The following is a 17,922-nucleotide window of genomic DNA, read 5'->3' on the forward strand; positions in this document are numbered from 1 at the left end:
TTTTTTAGACAACGAAACGAGAATGATTTTAAAAAAAATACTTACAGCATCATTGTTGGGAGCATCTTTTATAGGATTGATGGCTCAGTCATTCATACCTGCTTACTCCACCAGAGCCAATCAGGTGACACAGACCAATGTCAATACTCTTTTGCAAGAGTTTGAAGCCTTAGGTATAAAAAAAACAGGTACTGTTGCCAATGAAAATGCTTTGCAATGGATAAAAGCCAAGTATCTTAACTTCGGATATTCTGCAGGACAGATTGTCGAAGATGCCTTTTCTTACAACAACGGGATGTCTACGGTCAATTCAAAAAATTTGGTCATCACCAAGACAGGGACCACATATCCCAACACTTTTGTGATTATCTGTGGGCATTTTGATACCATCAACGGGCCGGGTGTAGACGACAACGGAAGTGGGACTGCAGCGATTTTGGAAGTTGCTAGGATACTGAAAGATGTTCCAACAGAATATTCGATAAAGTTCATTCATTTTTCTGGTGAAGAGCAAGGGCTAAAAGGAAGTGCCCATTATGTAAATTCTGTGGTGAATGCGACCAATCCTAAAATGAATATCAAGTTGGTTTTCAACTTGGACCAAGTTGGAGGCAAGATAGGAAATAATAACAATACCATCTATTGTGACCAAGATATGGGTGGGCTTTCGTCTAACAATGCGGCATCCCAAGCCATTACTTTGCAATTGGCCAATTGCACCACGCTGTATTCACCATTGCTAACCGCTTACGACCCTGCTGCCAATTCGGATTATATTCCTTTTGAACAAAATGGAGAAATTATTACCGGTTTTTACGAATATACCAGAGGATATCTGGAACATTCAGCCAACGATACCTTGGCCAATGTGGACAAAGTGTATGTCAAAAATGTAGCCATGGCATCTGTAGGAGCAGCGCAGCATTTTGCAGTAGCACAAAGTACTTTAGCAACCTCCGAGTCGTCTTTGGCAGATGATCAATTTCAAATATATCCAATCCCGACACAAAATGTATTGAATATTGATTTTGTTGAGGTTGGCAATGCTCAATTCATTTTCGACTTGATCGATGCTTCTGGTAGGTTGGTGATGACATCTCAAAACCAAAAACAAATAGATGTAACCGCTTTGGATACTGGGATATACATTGGAAGATTGAAAATAAAAGATAAAATTTTCCAAAAGAAAATCATCATTAAGAAATAAACAAAAGCTATCCTAAAGAAAGGGTAGCTTTTGTTTTATAAACTCTGAAAGGATTATCGGTCGTTCAGCGCCAAAGAGATGTTGTTTTGAATTGTTTTGGTGGAAGAATAAATGGCATTGCAAACATTGGTGGTTAGTGTGTAGGTGCCTTTTGAGACTTCGATAAAGTTTTTTCCTCTTGCTGGGACTTCCAATTTATAGTTTTTGTTTCCACTGAATTTTAAAACAAAACTACACTTGGACTTATTTTCAACCAAAAGTACAGCACTTTTTGAACTGGGATCTGGGTTGAATAAGTTGTTGAGCATAGAAACTGTTTTACCATTTTTTTCAGATTTGAAAACTATATTTTCATTATGAACTGTTTTTACTTTAGGAGATTCGCTAGAAGTTGATGTGCTAGTGTTTTGACTGATAAGTCCGATTAGTTTAGATTTTAACACGCCAAGGTTGGGGTGATCGGGGTTGTTTTTTATAAAGCCGGCAATGGTTTTGGTATCGTTACTTGAAATAGCTTCTTCATAGGTGTGGCTTGTTGCTGTAGGGATATTCTTTTTTTTCTGGGCGAATGAAATGGTCCCAAAGCAGAAAATCAGATAGATAATGAAACATCTCTTCATAATAATTAAATATTTGGCGGTTGTGAAATTAATATTTTTTCTATAACGCAGAAACATTATTTTTAGTTTGTTTGAAAATTATTATCTTTGCATCGCTCAAAATTGAGTAAAATAATGAAGTGTAATTAATAAACAAATAACAGATATGTACACACCAGTAGCGGCAGATGTAGCCAAACTAAGAAACACGACAGGTGCAGGAATGATGGACTGCAAAAAAGCTTTAGTAGAAGCAGAAGGCGATTTTGAAAAAGCAATTGAGATCCTTAGAAAAAAAGGTCAAAAAGTAGCTGCAAATAGAGCAGATAGAGAATCTACTGAAGGTGCTGTTATTGCAAAAGTAAACCAAGATAACACCGCAGGTGTAATTGTAACTTTAAGCTGCGAGACTGACTTCGTTGCAAAAAATGATGCATTCGTTGAGTTGGCTCACGAACTAGCAGAGCAAGCTTTGGCTTATGCTACAAAAGAAGAATTTTTGTCTTCTGACTTCCACGGACTTTCAGTTGCTGAAAAATTAATCGAGCAAACTGGCGTAATCGGTGAGAAAATTGAGATCGGAGCTTTCGAAAGAATCGAAGGTCCTTTCCTAGGAGCTTATATCCATGCAGGTAACAAAATCGCGTCCATTACTTCGCTTTCTGCAAATGTAGATGGCGCTATAGATGCTGCTAAAGCAGTTTCTATGCAAGTTGCTGCAATGAACCCAATCGCTTTGGACGAAACTCAGGTTTCTCAAGAAATTATTGAAAAAGAATTGGAAATCGAAAGAGAATTGCTTACTAAAGAAGGTAAACCAGAAAACATCATCGAAAACATCTTGAAAGGTAAAATGCAAAGATTCTACAAAGACAATACTTTGGTACACCAAGCATTCATCAAAGATAACGCTGTTTCTGTTGCAGATTATGTTAAGTCTGTAAATGCAGATCTTAAAGTAGCTGGATTCAAGAGAGTTAGCTTGTAATACTTTTTACAAAACATATTTCAAACTCCGCAATATTTTGCGGAGTTTTTTTGTATGTCTTTGATTATTAATAACTACATTTGTCTCCCATTTTTTTTAACAACCCATCAATGAGAAAGTTATTTTTACTGCTTTTTTTATCATTATTTAATTTTTCTTTTGCACAATTGGATACCGAACATTGGTTTGCACCCATGTCGGCACAGGCAGGAGCTGGGAATCTTCAAAGTTATTTGTACTTGTCAACCAACGAAACAACTCCCTTTTTGGTCGAGGTTTATAACGATAACATCCAGATTGCTACCGTCACCATCAGTAAAAATAACCCTCAGAAAGTTAATATTCCGGGGAGTTATATGGTGACCACCAATAGTGTTGATCTTTTCACACCCAATGGAATGGGACTTTATGTGAAAGGTGCTAAAAAATTCTATGCCAATTATCGTTTTTCGGTAACCAACCATGCCGAAATCATCACCTCCAAAGGGATGGCCGGTTTGGGAAAAAAATTCTATGCAGCCATGGCTCCCAATACAACTTCATTGTATTATGTCAGTTCTATGATTGGTATTATTGCAACCGAAGACAATACGACGGTTACTCTGTCGGGGTACGATGCCGGGGTTGTCTTTTCTAACGGCAGCACGACCATAACCCAGACCGTAACCCTCAATCGTGGGCAGTCGTACATTGCAGATGTCGTAAGTTCTTCGGCGAATGCCAATCTTACGGGGTTGGTTGGGACTAAAATTGTTGCCAACAAGCCCATCTCTGTTACCAATGGTAACTTCAACGGAATCTACACCATTTATAACTCGTCCAATAACGATATTTTGATGGATCAGTCTGTGCCAGTGGATCGTTTGGGGAAAGATTTTGTACTGGTAAAAGGAAATGGGCCGCAAACTTCGGGGATGGAAGCTGCTTTGGTGGTGGCTACAGAAAACGGAACAAAAATTACCGTGAACGGAGTGAACAATGGCCTCACCTTGAACGAAGGTGAATACGCTTTAATTGATGGGGTGAATTATATCAACCAAGGGAATAACCATTACAACATGTCCATTTCTACCAATAAAAATGCCTATGTATATCAATTGTTAGCAGGTGCTGGGACTGGATCTTATTATGCAACTGGAGGTTTTAATTATATCCCACCTGTTAGTTGTTTTTTACCAAACACAGTTGGAGAAATTGGTTTGATCAATCAAATTGGAAACGATAATTACAATACAAAACTCAATATCCTTACCCAAACCGGTGCATTGGTAACGGTAAATGGAGTGACGCCACCGTTGACTTATGGGCCTTATCCGGTTACAGGCAATCCGAATTGGGTTTCGTATTCGGTGCCCAATATGTCAGGAAATGTTTCTGTTCAATCTACAAAATCGGTAACGGCCGGTATTGCTGCCGGAAGCGGTGCTGTAGGTTATGGAGGTTATTTTGCTGGCTTTTCTTCGGTTCCGGCGATAACTAAAACTGGAAATTGCTTTTCCGGAGTCAAATTGCAAGTTGATAATTCTTTTGACGCTTACCAATGGTATCTAAATGGTGTTGCTATTCCCGGTGCTACCAATTATTTTATTGATCCTGAGTTGTACGGATCGGGAAATTTTACCGTTTTGGTGACCAAAAATAATTGTGAATCTAAATTGACTGATGTTTATTCCTACACGGCTTGTCCGCCAATGCCAACAGTGACATACGACATGGGTTCTTGTCAAACGAAATCCATAACACCGGTATTTACCATTAATACAACACAAAATATTGATCCGACAAAAACTCAAATCGTGGGAATGGCTACCGTTGGAAATGCGGTGGTAAATACAACAACCGGCATCATTTCTTATACTCCCAATGCGGGTTTAACCAATAACACAACCGATTCTTTTGTTTATTATATTGAAGGAAATGGCAATCCGGCAGCAAGTCAGTATATAAAAGTGGTGCTGAATATCGATGTTCTAAAAACCAATAACGCAGGGCCTCTAACCTCTTGTGCAGATGCTAATGGAAATGGAATTTTCGATTTGACCGCAGCAAACATAACACCCCACACCGGAGTTACCATTCAGTATTATGCCAATGCCAATCTTACCAATCCCATTGCTACACCTGCAGCATATTCGGGGCCAGCAGGAAATGTTCATGCTCAAGTAACTTCAGCATTCGGTTGTACGGCAGTGGTGTTGATAACCTTAGAAACCAATCCAAAACCGAATATTAATACTGCCAACTTTAACTCTGTATTTTGTGACGATGATTTGGATGGAAGTGTATCCATTAATTTTAATTCGATTACGCCACAAATTGTGAACAATGCCGGGCAATTTTTAGTGAAATATTATTTGAACCAAGCCGATGCAACAACTGGCAATGCCAATGTGTTACCTGTCAATTGGAACTATACAATGCCAACTACCGTTTTTGTGCGCGTTGAAGGTTTGGCAGGGAATTCTTGTCCTACGGTTTTTGGGCAAATAAATTTCAGCTTCGGAACGAAAATTCCTACGCTAAGCAATCAGGCTACCACTTCGGTTTGTGACAACAATTTGGATAATTCCGAAACGGTTAATTTGAATGATTATAAAAACCTATTTACAACAGATCCCAATACCGTTCTAACATTTTACCAGTCTTTGGCAAATGCTCAAAATGGACAAAATCCGATTGCGGCAACTCAGATTGTAGGTGCTGGCGGTGGAATTTTTTATATTCGTTTGCAAAATGCTTCCGAATGTCCAACGGTGGTTGTGTTGAACATTCAGTTGAAACAACCAACGGCTTCTGCTGTGCTCACCAATCAGGTGGTCTGTGCAAATACCAATGCTACTTTGGATGTAGGACCGGGCTTTGATGCTGTACTTTGGAGTACGGGGGCTACAACTCAAACCGTATCGGTTGGGGTGGGAAATTATTTTGTAGATCTTACCAAAAACGGGTGTGTCTATCGTCAGAATGTGTCTGTGACTTCTGTTCCTGCTCCTAACCTCAACACCAATAATTTTAACGGTACAATTTGCGACGATAATTTAGACGGGTCGGTAACCGTGAATTTTACAAACATCACCCCTCAAATTGTTAACAATCCAACATCGTTTAATGTTAGGTATTATTCAAATGTGGGCGATGCCAATGCCGGGAATAACAATACGCTGCCAAACAACTGGACTTTTAATGCGACAACTACTGTTTTTGTTCGTGTTGATGGGCTAACCGGGAACTGTCCACCAGCAATTGGTCAGATACAATTGAGCATTGGTGGAAAGGTTCAGTTAATCACAGCAATTGTAGAAACTTCGGTATGCGATAGCGATTTGAGTGGTTCAGAATCTGTGAGTCTTAACGATTACAAAAACTTTTTCACCATAGATCCTGCGGTATCTTTAACATTTTACACATCGCTTGCCAATGCGCAATCTGGTACAAATGCAATTCCTGCTGTTCAGAATATTTCTGGTGCTTCAGGTGTTTTTTATGTGAGATTTACCAGTGCTACAGCTTGTCCAGAAGTGGCGAAGCTGACAATAAATTTATCCAATCCAAAGTCATCAACCACCTTGCAGGATAAGGTTATTTGTGCCTCGGCAAGTACTCTTTTAGATGCGGGAGCCGGATTTACATCTTACCTTTGGAGCAACGGTGCGACTTCACAGTCCGTCACAGTTGGTGTTGGAAATTATTTTGTTGATTTAGGTTTTAACGGTTGTATCTATCGACAATATGTTAATGTTACGGCAGCAGAAATGCCGGTGATCGATAAGATAGATGTTAGCGGATTTAATGCTACAATTTATGTATCTGGAGGTACGCAACCTTACCAATACTCTTTGGATGGGATGAATTGGCAATCGTCCAATGTATTTACGGGCTTAACCAGAGGTTTGCATAAGGTTTATGTGCTTTCGGCAGATCGTTGTAACCCTGTAACTAAGGAGTTTTTGGTTCTGAATCTGCAAAATTTTATCACTCCAAATGGAGATGGTATCAATGATGTTTTGGACTATTCCGATCTTAGGGTTAAGAAAGATGTTTCTATAGAAATTGTTGATCGTTATGGAAAAACGGTTTTCAAAAATCATGGAAATTATTACATTTGGGACGGAAAAGTGGGCGGAAGAGCCTTGAATACTGGGAATTATTGGTATCTTCTAAAATGGACAGATCCTGATACTCAGGAGAAAAAACAATATTCCGGGTGGGTCTTATTGAAAAATAGAGATTAATGTCTGAAATAATAAAATGTCGAGATTTTCTCGACATTTTTTCATATATGTCAAAATTTGCAGGTGTATTTTAGATGTTCTTTTTGTTTTTATTGTTATATTTGGCAAATTAATAGTCAGTAATTATGAAAAAATCTTTATTATTATTTTTTCTCTTGGTTGCCATGCAGGTATTTGCCCAAAGAGATACCGACCATTGGTTTGCTCCAATGGTAGAGAGACAATCAATTGGGACCAACAACCAAAATTTGTATTTATCTACCGATGTTACCACTCCTTTTGATGTCAACATCTATAGCAATGCCAATTTTACAACACCTATTGCTACGGTAACAGGTTTGAGTAAAGGAAATCCCAAAACAGTAGTGATCCCAAAGGCAAACATTGTAACCACCGGGAATCCATCAGCAGAAATTTTTAACACCAATTGCAAAATGGGGATCTTCGTAAAAGGAGCAAGTCCATTTTTTGCAAGATTAGGTATTACATCCAGTACCACCCATGCCGAGATTGTTACCTCGAAAGGTAGAGCGGGATTGGGGAACGAGTTTTTCTCCGTAAATACCGAGATGTATTACGATTCGACTGTCGCTAATTTTATGACTAGTATTATGGCTACGGAAGACAATACTCAAGTAACGGTTTCTGGATACAGTCCCATTGTTCAGTTTTCTAACGGAACATCAGCACCAACAATGACATTCACCCTTAATAAAGGACATTCGTACATTATCGAAGGCTGGAATACAGGGAACAACTTTAACGCATTTATCGGGGCAAAAATTGTTGCCAGCAAACCGGTATCCGTAACCAACGGTAACTATAACGGTAACTATGCCAGTACCGGAAATTTTGAAGGTTCGGACATCATCATGGATCAATCGGTTCCGACCAACAGATTGGGAGATACCTTTGCCATGATCAAAGGAAATGGTAATATTGGTGAAACCATGGAAGGAGCAATGGTCGTTGCAACCGAAGACAACACCCAACTTTTTGTGAACGACGAAACGACTCCTTTAGCTACTCTGAATACAGGTCAGTATTATAGAATCCCAGAAACAAAGTACATCAACCAAGCCGGATCTGGACACTACAATATGTACATCCATACCACCAAAAATGTTTATGTGTATCAATTAATTGGTGGACAGTCGGATAGTAACGCAACGGAAGGGTTTAACTACATACCGCCGTTGAACTGTTTCCTACCAAAGAAAATCGATGAACTAGGAAATATTAACTTGAACCCTGGAGTTGTGCCTACGAAACTAAATATCGTAACTGAAACAGGTGCGACAGTAACAGCAACCAGCAACGGTACACCGTTGACATTAAGTGGACCTTTTCCTTTGACAGGAAATGCTGCTTGGGTAACTTACTCTGTACCTAATGTTCAAGGAACGATTGTGGTGAACTCGACCAGCGCAGTAACAGCGGGTATCTCTGCAGGATCCGGAACTTCAGGTTATGGAGGATATTTTGCAGGGGTTTCTACCATTCCGGTAATTACTAAAATGTCTGGCGAATGTATTCCGGGGATTGTTTTGGAAGTACCAGAAGGTTTTGATTATTATCAATGGAATCTAAATGGAAATCCAATACCAGGAGCCAATACACATACTTATACTCCAATGCAACCGGGCAATTATACCTGTACGGTAAATGTTGGAAACTGTACACCCAAAACGACTCCTATTTTTAAAGTTTTCTCGTGTACAATTCAAAAAACAATAAATGTTAATGTTTGCGGATCGGCAATGTTTACGCCATCATTTGCAGGGACAATTTCAACACAAACGGTTAATCCAGGATCTGTAGTTATTACTACTCAACCGGCACACGGTACAGCTGTTGTAAATGCCAATGGAACCATTACTTATACCCCAACTCCAGGTTATTTAGGACCGGATACATTTGTGTATGAATTCCAAGGAAATGCGCCTGAGTTTTTCGATTCAATGCAAGTTACAGTAAACATTAATGTGGTACAGTTGGAAACTTTAACGCCAACCATTAAAGCATGTAACAACAACGATGCTCAAACGGCAGAGTTTGATCTGACTTCAGCAGTTGTGACTACCTATCCGGGAAATCATACCAAGAAATATTTCAAAACCATGGCAGATCTAACTGCTGGAACCAATCAAATAGCCAATCCAACAAATTATGTTTCTGGACCAACGACGATTTATGTGAAAATTGAAACACCAGAGGGTTGTTCTGATGATACAACAATCAAACTAGAATTCTATCCTCTGCCAGAAGTTACTCCGGTAACAATTTCATCATGCTTCTTGGATAATGACAATACCAAAGCTTCTTTTGACCTAACAACGGCCAATATCACGACAACGGCACCTGTAACTAAAAAATATTATCCAACTTTGGCCGATGCTACAGCAGTGGGTAATGGAACAAATGCCATCAACAATCCAACAGCATACATCAGTGGCGATGGTGCAGTTTATGTAAGGGTAATCAACGATAACCAATGCTATCGAGTGGTAAAAGTGACCTTGTTTGTCATCAAGCCAAAACCATCAGCCTTATTGGTGGATAAATACATTTGTATCGAAGATACGACAACTTTGGATGCAGGTCCTGGATATACGGCTTATTTGTGGAGCAATGGTGCGACTACGCAGTCCATCTCGAATATGCCAGTAGGAGATTATTTTGTAACTCTATCTCATGACGGTTGTAATACAAAACAATTTGTTAGAGTTTTGGAAGCTCCGAAACCTATCATCTCTCAGGTGGATATTACCAACAATACCGTGACACTTACGGTAACAAACGGTCAAGCTCCGTACCAATATTCACTAGACGGTATCAATTGGCAAGCGTCCAATGTATTTACAGGATTGCCAAGAGGTGAAAATAAATTCTATGTAAAAGATGCTTTTGATTGTGAGCCGATCATGATCCAAGTAACCGTACCGAATTTCATCAATGCAATTACACCGAACAACGATGGTGTGAACGATTACATCGATTATACAGAGTTGGCTTATAAAGACAATTTCTCTTTTGTAATCTACGACCGTTATGGTAAAAAGATTGCTACGCTGGACAAAGCAAGTAACTACCATTGGGATGGTAAATTCCAAGGTAAGAGATTGAATACCGGTACATATTGGTATCATGTTACTTGGAATGAAAGAGATGCGAACCAAACTTTGGTGAACTATTCTGGATGGATCTTGTTGAAGAATTTTTAATACTTCTTACTATTAATACGAAAGCACAGTCAATTTGGCTGTGCTTTTTTTATTATTTTAGAGGATGTTTAAATTTTATATCTGGATTTTTTTATACCGATATTTAGATGGATTTTGAGTTATAAAATTGAAGTTTTAGTGGGCTAAAACAAAAATTTAAAATACAAAATATGCTAAATAGAATATAAAAAGGCAGATAAGAAAGATTAGAAATTACCGAACTATTATTTTGGTAAAATTTAAACGGGCTCTTAATATAAAGACAATATTTATTTATAAATTTGTTTGAAACCTATTGAATATGAGAAAACTGTATTTCCTTTGTTTTTTTATGTTGTTATCTTGTCTAACTTTTGCACAGTTGGATAGAAAGCATTGGTTTGCTCCCATGGTGGATAGGACCGGAAATCCATTCCAACATCAGACTTTATACCTGTCAACCAACAGGACAACGCCTTTTCCGGTAAAGATTTTCAACAACAATGTTCAGATTGCAAGCGTAACAATCAGTAAAGGAAATCCTCAAAAATACAATGTGCCAAGGGATTTTATTATTACCACAAACCAGAACGATTTGTTTACGCCCACTTCAAAAGGCCTCTATCTGGAAGCGGATTTTACCTATTATGCCAACCTTAGGTTTTCGGTCTATAATCATGCCGAAATCATCACTTCAAAAGGGATTCCCTCAACCGGCACTCTGTTTTATGCAGCCATGATGCCGGTGACAACGGATCCTGTGAGTCCTTACCTTAACTTTATGACCGGTATTTTGGCAACGGAAGACAATACTCAGGTTACGATTTCCGGTTACAGTCCTGCCGTACTGTTTTCCAACGGAATTAGCGGTGCAACACAACCTACGATTACTTTTAACCTAAACAAAGGGCAGTCGTACATTATTGATGGTTTGGCTAATCTGTCCCAAAACACGGATGCTTTTATCGGGGCAAAAATTCAATCTACAAAACCAGTCAATGTCACTAATGGTAATTTTAACGGGCAATATGCAGGTAACATTACTTCCAGCTCGGACATTTTGATGGATCAATCGGTGCCGGTCAATCAGTTGGGAGATGAGTTTATCTTGGTGAAAGGAAATGGAACTTTGGGATCCAATATGGAAGGAGCAATAGTTGTGGCTACCCAAGACAATACTCAGATTTTTGTGAATAACGAAACTGTTCCTGTGGCGACCATCAATACAGGGAAGTATTTTGTTATTCCCGATAGCAAATATCAGCTTCAAGGGAATGGGCATTACAATCTGTACATTCAAACCAGTAAAAATGCGTATGTCTATCAAATGCTTGCCGGTAGCGACGGTACTGCCGAGGCGGCAACCGGAGGATTTAATTTTATTCCGGCACTCAATTGTTATCTTCCAAAACAGATAAACGAGTTGGGTTTGATCGATGAAAATTTTGTGGTTTCTAATGCCAATTCAAACGGAATACTGAACATCCCGACAAAATTGAATTTGGTAACTGAAAAAAATGCAGTTGTAACGGTCAATGGAGTTGTGCCACCGGCAACAACTGGACCTTTTAGCATCACCGGGAACAACAATTGGGTTACTTATGGCATACCAAATGTCAGTGGGACATTAACCATAAATTCGACCAAAGCGATTACAGCCGGTATTACAGCCGGATCGGATGCTGTAGGTTACGGTGGTTTTTTTGCGGGATTTCCCACTCAGCCCATAATTTTGTCTTCCGGTGGGACTTGTATTCCGGGAATTACTCTTTCTGTGGATCCCGTAGTTTACGAACAGTACCAATGGTTTCTGAATGGTCAAGCAATACCTGGTGCTAATAGTCCTACTTTTTCCCCGACCGTACCTGGGAATTATACGGCTTCAGTAGTTATGGGATCGTGTGCACCTTTGGTTACTGAAAAATTTAAAGTTCAAAAATGTTTACTGAATTCTACAGCGGTATATTCCATTTGCACACCACAAACCATACTTCCGGTTTTATCGTCACCAAGCATTCCGCAGTCAATCCTTCCGTCGTCGGTGTCGGTTGTTGGTCAGCCCACTTTAGGTACGGCAGTTGTAAATCCTACAACCGGACAGATCATTTACACACCAAATACGCCCAACAGTGTGGCAACCGATACATTTTCCTATACTTTTTGTGGAGACCATGCCGAGTTTCCAGAATGCGAAACGGTAACGGTCACCATTCATATTCAACAGATTGTGGTGAATAATGCATCGCTGCAAGTCTGTAATAACAACGGTTTTGGAGTTTTTAATCTTAGCAATGCGGTAGTTACATCTGCCAATCCTGTGACCTATTCTTACTATCCCACCTTGGCCGATGCTCAAAATGAAAATCCCGCGGCTTTAATTAACGGTTTTACCAATTATTCGGCACCTCACGGAACGCAAGTTTTTGTTGTGGTCAAAAATGCAAGCGGTTGCAAATCCATTGCGCAAATTACCTTGAATTTATTTAACTTGGCTGTTGTTTCTAACTACAACGGTGTTTTTTGTGATGATGATTTTGATGGCGATGCAGAGGTGAACTTGAACACCATTACCACTCAGGTATTGAACAATCCAACCTATTTTACCAATGTAAGATACTATGCCAATCTGGTCGATGCTAACGCCGGAAATAACAATACGCTTCCGAATAATTGGTCTTTTGGCACAGCAACAACCATCTACATCAGAGTCGATTCTCCGGATGGCTGTCCTGCAGTGATTAAAGCTTTGAATTTTACGATAGGTGCAAAGGTAGCTTTAACTCAGTCTTTGGCTACACAAACAATTTGTGATGATAATTTTGACGGTACCAAATCGGTGAATCTTAACGATTATATCCAACTTTTTACCACAGATTCTTCGGTAATTCCACAATTTTTTTCTACCCTAAATAACGCTCAATTGGGCACAAATCCCATCAGCAGTCAGACGGTCATTAACGGGTTGACCTCTGTATTTATTCGGTTTACGAAAACGGGACTCTGTCCAAATATAGCCACACTTCAGCTCGACATCAAAACCCCTAAAAAATCGGATGTTCTGCTCGATAAAGTGATCTGTTCGAATGAGAAAACCGACTTGGATGCCGGTTCGGGTTTTGAAAATTATCTTTGGAGTACGGGTGCTACGACACAACAGATATCCAATGTGGGACCTGGAAACTATTGGGTCGAACTTACTTTTAACGGTTGCGTGTATAAACAATTGGTGGAGGTATCGACACTTCCGTTGCCGGAAATTACTGCGATAGACATCAAAGATGGAGATGTTACGGTAATAGTTATTGGTGGGAATCCTCCGTATCAATATTCCTTGGATGGACAAAATTGGCAAAGTTCCAATGTGTTTTTGGATTTGGATTGGGGAAATTATACGGTGTATGTAAAAGACAGAACGGCATGCAACATCATCAACAAACCGTTTACCATCATCAATTTAATCAATGCCATAACTCCGAACGGCGATGGTGTGAATGAAACTTTAGACTATTCATCACTTTTGCAAAAGACAGATCCTTCACTGAAAATTTTTGACCGTTATGGAAACGAAATTTTTAGAGGGAATGCTTCCAACCGATTTATTTGGGACGGTAGGATCTACGGAAGGCCTGTGCCTACAGCAACTTATTGGTACATAATCGAATGGAAAGAACTGGGCAGTTCCATACAAATCCGACATACCAGTTGGCTGCTTGTGAAGCATAGAAATGATAATTATTTTAAAGGAAAGTGAAATTGATTTATTTTGTCAATGAGATTCTTGAAAATTACAAATTCAATTTTTTAATAGATTTATCATACCTTTGGCATTCAAAATAATTAAATAAAGACCATGTTTACAGGAATTGTAGAAGCTACCGGGATTGTAAAAAATATTCAAAAAAAAGGTAAAAATATAGACATTACCTTAACTTGTCTATTCACCCAAGAACTGAAAATAGACCAAAGCTTGGCCCACAACGGTACTTGCCTCACCGTGGTTGCAATAGAAGGAGATGACTATGTCGTAACCGCTATAGACGAAACTTTAGAGAAAACCAATCTCGGGTCTTGGGAAGTTGGAACGGTGGTCAATCTGGAGCGATGCATGAAAATGGACGGTCGATTGGACGGACATATTGTTCAAGGACATGTGGATACCACAGGAATTGTACAATCTATAGAAAATAGAGACGGAAGTTATTTTGTAACCGTAAGCTATCATTCCGATTTTGTAACCGTGCCACAAGGCTCCATCACACTGAACGGAATCAGTCTTACCGTCGCCCATAGCGGAAATTCGGATTTTTCTGTAGCCATTATTCCGTACACTTGGGAAAATACCAATATGAAGCAACTGATGGTAGGCGATGTGGTGAATTTGGAATTTGATATCGTAGGAAAATACATTGCAAAATTGTTGCAAAAACAAAATGGCTTCTAAAAAAAGATACAAAGGGTACAGTCTCAGAAATAGAATATTTCTGGGATTTTTACTCATCTGTTTACTCAGTATGTTTGGGACAGGGTTACTGTCTTATTTCATTTTGAAAGACCATTTGGACGAAGAAAATCGTACCGAACTCCAAAGGGGATCCGACGAGATTATGGGGGCCTTCGATTATGCACTCAGTCACAGCGAAATTCATACTCGGGATATTCCTCAGCTTTTGGGAAATAAAATCATGGAAATTTCAGACATCAACAAGCAAGATTTGGTGGTTTTTGATCTGAATGGAAATTTCTTACTTTCCAACCGTGATGCCGATCCCAATTCTCAGAAAAATGTCCCAAATACGGTCATTACCCAACTTTTGAATACCGGAAAAAGAGTCGATATCCAATCCTACGATGCCAAAACCCAAAGCAACATCACTTCGTCCTATATGTTGATGAAAAACAACATGTTAGAGCCAATTGCGGTTTTGTACCTTCCGTACTATCATAACGATTCCAAGTACATGGATTTTTTTGATAAATATCTGAAATTCATCGTGTTGGTAGGGTTGGTGATCATCCTGTTGAGTATGTGGATTTCTTGGCAAATTTCTAAAAACCTAACCAATACCCTAACCAACTTCTCGTCCAGAATTAGAAGGTTAACTTTGTTCAATGAAAGCATCGATCCCATACCGTATTATCACAACGATGAGTTAGGAGCCTTGGTAAAGGCATACAATAAAATGATTTTGCAAATCCAAGATCAGAAAGATCGTTTGGCACAAGTACAAAAAGAAGCCGCTTGGAAGGAAATGGCTAAGCAAGTGGCTCACGAAGTGAAAAATCCACTGACTCCGATGAGGTTAAGGATACAAAATTTTGAAAGAAAATTCGATCCTCAAGACCCTGAAATTTCAACCAAAGTGCATGAGCTTAGCAAAGCTGTTATCGAGCAAATCGATTTGATTGCTACTGTGGCAACGGCGTTTTCACAATTTGCACAACTGCCAGCTAGGCACGACGAGACATTTAGTTTAAATGCCGAAGTTAAAAATATTTTACAAATTTTTAACGACGATAAAATCTACATCCATGCCAATAAGGAAATAGAAATGAAGATGGATAAAATCTATCTGAACAGGATTATTACCAACTTGGTGACCAATGCCAAGCAAGCAAAAAGCGAGGATAGAGACATCATTATCAATGTCGATTTAGAGCAAAACAACAAAAGAATTACCTTGTCGATTGTAGATAACGGCGTTGGAATACCGGAAGAAATGTATGACAAAATTTTTGAACCCAATTTTACTTCTAAAAGTTCGGGAATGGGATTGGGATTGACCATGGTAAAAAGAATGATACAGGATTATCATGGCGAGATACAAGTGTCTTCTGTGGTCGGAAAAGGGACTAAATTTACCATTACCATGCCGTCTAATCTATAAAATTTTGATGAAAGCATTTCAGTTTAAAAAATTCAAAATTCAACAATCGTCAGCTGTATTTCGTGTGGGTACCGATGGCGTTTTGTTGGGAGCTTTATCTACGGTGGTCGGAGCCGAAAAAGTTTTAGAAGTGGGAACCGGTACGGGGCTCATCTCCTTGATGGTGGCTCAGAGAAACGAAAAAGCTGAAATTTTGGCTTTGGATATCGATGCTAATGCCAAAAATCTGGCTCAAGAAAATTTTGAAACCTCTATTTTTTCAGAGAGACTGACTTGTCAACTTCAAGATTTTAAAGACTTTTTCACCGATCAACGCTTTGATTTGATTCTTTCCAACCCGCCCTATTTTGAAGAAAACGATTCTAAAAAAGATGTGCTTGCAAGACAATTGATCACTTTGGATTTTCTATCGTTAATGGAAAAAGCGGCTTCATTGTTATCGGAGAAAGGAAAAATTTCTATCATTATTCCTTTTGATCGAGGCGCAGAAGTCATGGGCTATGCAGACAGGATGGACTTGTATTTGATCAAACAAATAAACATTCGAGGGATTGAAGGAAGCGATTTTAAAAGGGTAATTTTAGAGTTTTCCAAAACCGAATCTCCAACAGAAATGGTAGAGTTTACCATAGAAAAAAGTCCGAGAATCTACTCGGACCAATATCTTGAACAGACCAAAGATTTCCATGTCTTTGGCAAAAAATAAGTTTTAAACAAATAAGTCTGAAGATTGCAAAACGGTGATTTTGCCGTCTTCGCAACGGATGGCATCGCCAGGGTAGTTTTGTATCATGTGGTAGTCGTGGGTAGCCATAACTACGGCACAATGATTTTCGAAGGCCACTCTTTTTAGTAGGCTCATGATGTCGTTAGAAGTTTCAGGATCCAAGTTTCCGGTGGGTTCGTCGGCAAGGATCAGTTCCGGATGGTTCAGTAGAGCTCTTGCAATGGCAATTCTCTGTTGTTCGCCACCAGAAAGTTCGTGCGGCATTTTGTGTTTTTTGGTTTTCATGCCCACGCTTTCCAACACTTCGTTGATGCGGATGTCTATGCCTTTTTCGTCCGACCAGCCTGTTGCTTTTAGTACAAAAGACAAATTTTTCTCCACACTTCTGTCGCTTAGCAATTGGAAATCCTGGAAAACGATGCCCAATTTTCTTCTCAGTCCTGGTATTTCAGAAGATTTCAATTTGGCCAAATCGTATCCGGCAACCGTACCTTTTCCTCCGGCCAATGGGATGTGGGCATAAAGAGTTTTTAGCAAAGAACTTTTCCCGCTTCCGGTTTTACCAATCAGGTAGCAAAAAGATCCTTTTTGGATGTGTAGGTCTACTTGGCTCAGGATGGTTAGTTTTTTCTGAGCGATGGTGGCTTGTTGGAGGCTGATGATGTTGTCTCCGGTTTCGTTTCTATTTGGCATTTGATGGATGTAAAATGTTAAATCATTTTTTGGACTTCAGGATCTGAAGCTTAAAATATGATTTTTCAAAAATAGGAAAAAGCATTAGAAAAGCCTAAAATTTAGCATAATTTTAACAACAAAAAGTGCTTGAAATTTGCATCTCAAGCACTTGATTTGTATGTTGGAAAAGAATTATCTCTTAGCGCGAGCTGCACTAACAGTTAAACTTTTTCTTCCTTTAGCTCTTCTTGCTGCCAATACTCTTCTACCGTTTGGTGTTGACATTCTTTCACGGAAACCATGTTTGTTTCTCTTTTTTCTTTCTGATGGCTGGAATGTTCTCTTGCTCATTTTTGTATATCTTTAGTGTATGACTATTTAATATTTTTCAGGTTGCAAAGATATA

11 protein-coding genes are annotated in these 17,922 nt (G+C 39.1%); 8 read left to right on the forward strand and 3 right to left on the reverse strand.

The genetic code is table 11. The features are described from left to right. Window positions 1-22 precede the first annotated feature (22 nt). Window positions 23-1,207, forward strand: a complete 1,185-nt coding sequence (locus EIY84_RS00600; protein ID WP_124639435.1) for a M20/M25/M40 family metallo-hydrolase — start codon at window positions 23-25, stop codon at window positions 1,205-1,207. Window positions 1,208-1,260: 53 nt separating this feature from the next. Here EIY84_RS00600 and EIY84_RS00605 read toward each other — a convergent pair whose 3' ends face one another. Beyond that, complete coding sequence (locus tag EIY84_RS00605) at window positions 1,261-1,827, reverse strand: DUF6759 domain-containing protein (RefSeq protein WP_124639437.1); 567 nt, start codon at window positions 1,825-1,827, stop codon at window positions 1,261-1,263. A 145-nt stretch (window positions 1,828-1,972) separates the two neighbouring features. On the opposite strand from EIY84_RS00605, the gene tsf reads away from it, so the two are divergent. From tsf to EIY84_RS00640, 7 genes are all read left to right on the forward strand, one after another. After that, window positions 1,973-2,794, forward strand: a complete 822-nt coding sequence (tsf, locus tag EIY84_RS00610; protein ID WP_124639439.1) for a translation elongation factor Ts — start codon at window positions 1,973-1,975, stop codon at window positions 2,792-2,794. 110 nt (window positions 2,795-2,904) lie between these two features. Next, window positions 2,905-7,026, forward strand: a complete 4,122-nt coding sequence (locus EIY84_RS00615; RefSeq protein WP_124639441.1) for a T9SS type B sorting domain-containing protein — start codon at window positions 2,905-2,907, stop codon at window positions 7,024-7,026. 125 nt (window positions 7,027-7,151) lie between these two features. Continuing rightward, window positions 7,152-10,250: a T9SS type B sorting domain-containing protein gene (locus tag EIY84_RS00620; RefSeq protein ID WP_124639443.1), complete on the forward strand. Its 3,099-nt coding sequence runs from the start codon at window positions 7,152-7,154 to the stop codon at window positions 10,248-10,250. A 301-nt stretch (window positions 10,251-10,551) separates the two neighbouring features. Continuing rightward, window positions 10,552-13,980: a T9SS type B sorting domain-containing protein gene (locus EIY84_RS00625; RefSeq protein WP_164471989.1), complete on the forward strand. Its 3,429-nt coding sequence runs from the start codon at window positions 10,552-10,554 to the stop codon at window positions 13,978-13,980. A 99-nt stretch (window positions 13,981-14,079) separates the two neighbouring features. Next, the gene (locus EIY84_RS00630; protein WP_124639445.1) at window positions 14,080-14,670 is read left to right on the forward strand and encodes a riboflavin synthase; all 591 of its coding nucleotides are present in this window, start codon (window positions 14,080-14,082) and stop codon (window positions 14,668-14,670) included. Then, on the forward strand, window positions 14,660-16,114 hold the full coding sequence (locus EIY84_RS00635) for a sensor histidine kinase (protein ID WP_124639447.1): 1,455 nt from the start codon (window positions 14,660-14,662) through the stop codon (window positions 16,112-16,114). The genes EIY84_RS00630 and EIY84_RS00635 overlap by 11 nt, the downstream gene beginning before the upstream one ends. Before the next feature lie 7 nt (window positions 16,115-16,121). Next, window positions 16,122-16,820, forward strand: coding sequence for a tRNA1(Val) (adenine(37)-N6)-methyltransferase (locus tag EIY84_RS00640; RefSeq protein ID WP_124639449.1), 699 nt, complete (start codon window positions 16,122-16,124; stop codon window positions 16,818-16,820). A gap of 3 nt (window positions 16,821-16,823) precedes the next feature. On the opposite strand, the gene EIY84_RS00645 is transcribed toward EIY84_RS00640, so the two are convergent. Beyond that, window positions 16,824-17,534 (reverse strand): cell division ATP-binding protein FtsE, encoded by a 711-nt coding sequence (locus tag EIY84_RS00645; RefSeq protein WP_124639452.1) that lies wholly within the window; start codon window positions 17,532-17,534, stop codon window positions 16,824-16,826. Between the two features lie 174 nt (window positions 17,535-17,708). After that, the gene (gene rpmH / locus EIY84_RS00650; protein ID WP_034701860.1) at window positions 17,709-17,867 is read right to left on the reverse strand and encodes a 50S ribosomal protein L34; all 159 of its coding nucleotides are present in this window, start codon (window positions 17,865-17,867) and stop codon (window positions 17,709-17,711) included. Window positions 17,868-17,922 lie beyond the last annotated feature (55 nt).

The sequence above is a fragment of the Amniculibacterium aquaticum genome, from assembly GCF_003852705.1.
Classification (GTDB): Bacteria; Bacteroidota; Bacteroidia; order Flavobacteriales; family Weeksellaceae; genus Amniculibacterium; species Amniculibacterium aquaticum.

Excerpts from the sequence above, each read along its gene's own strand:
- EIY84_RS00600 (WP_124639435.1), top strand. The coding sequence starts at position 23 with ATGATTTTAAAAAAAATACTTACAGCATCATTGTTGGGAGCATCTTTT.
- EIY84_RS00605 (WP_124639437.1), bottom strand. The coding sequence starts at position 1,827 with ATGAAGAGATGTTTCATTATCTATCTGATTTTCTGCTTTGGGACCATT.
- tsf (WP_124639439.1), top strand. The coding sequence starts at position 1,973 with ATGTACACACCAGTAGCGGCAGATGTAGCCAAACTAAGAAACACGACA.
- EIY84_RS00615 (WP_124639441.1), top strand. The coding sequence starts at position 2,905 with ATGAGAAAGTTATTTTTACTGCTTTTTTTATCATTATTTAATTTTTCT.
- EIY84_RS00620 (WP_124639443.1), top strand. The coding sequence starts at position 7,152 with ATGAAAAAATCTTTATTATTATTTTTTCTCTTGGTTGCCATGCAGGTA.
- EIY84_RS00625 (WP_164471989.1), top strand. The coding sequence starts at position 10,552 with ATGAGAAAACTGTATTTCCTTTGTTTTTTTATGTTGTTATCTTGTCTA.
- EIY84_RS00630 (WP_124639445.1), top strand. The coding sequence starts at position 14,080 with ATGTTTACAGGAATTGTAGAAGCTACCGGGATTGTAAAAAATATTCAA.
- EIY84_RS00635 (WP_124639447.1), top strand. The coding sequence starts at position 14,660 with ATGGCTTCTAAAAAAAGATACAAAGGGTACAGTCTCAGAAATAGAATA.
- EIY84_RS00640 (WP_124639449.1), top strand. The coding sequence starts at position 16,122 with ATGAAAGCATTTCAGTTTAAAAAATTCAAAATTCAACAATCGTCAGCT.
- EIY84_RS00645 (WP_124639452.1), bottom strand. The coding sequence starts at position 17,534 with ATGCCAAATAGAAACGAAACCGGAGACAACATCATCAGCCTCCAACAA.
- rpmH (WP_034701860.1), bottom strand. The coding sequence starts at position 17,867 with ATGAGCAAGAGAACATTCCAGCCATCAGAAAGAAAAAAGAGAAACAAA.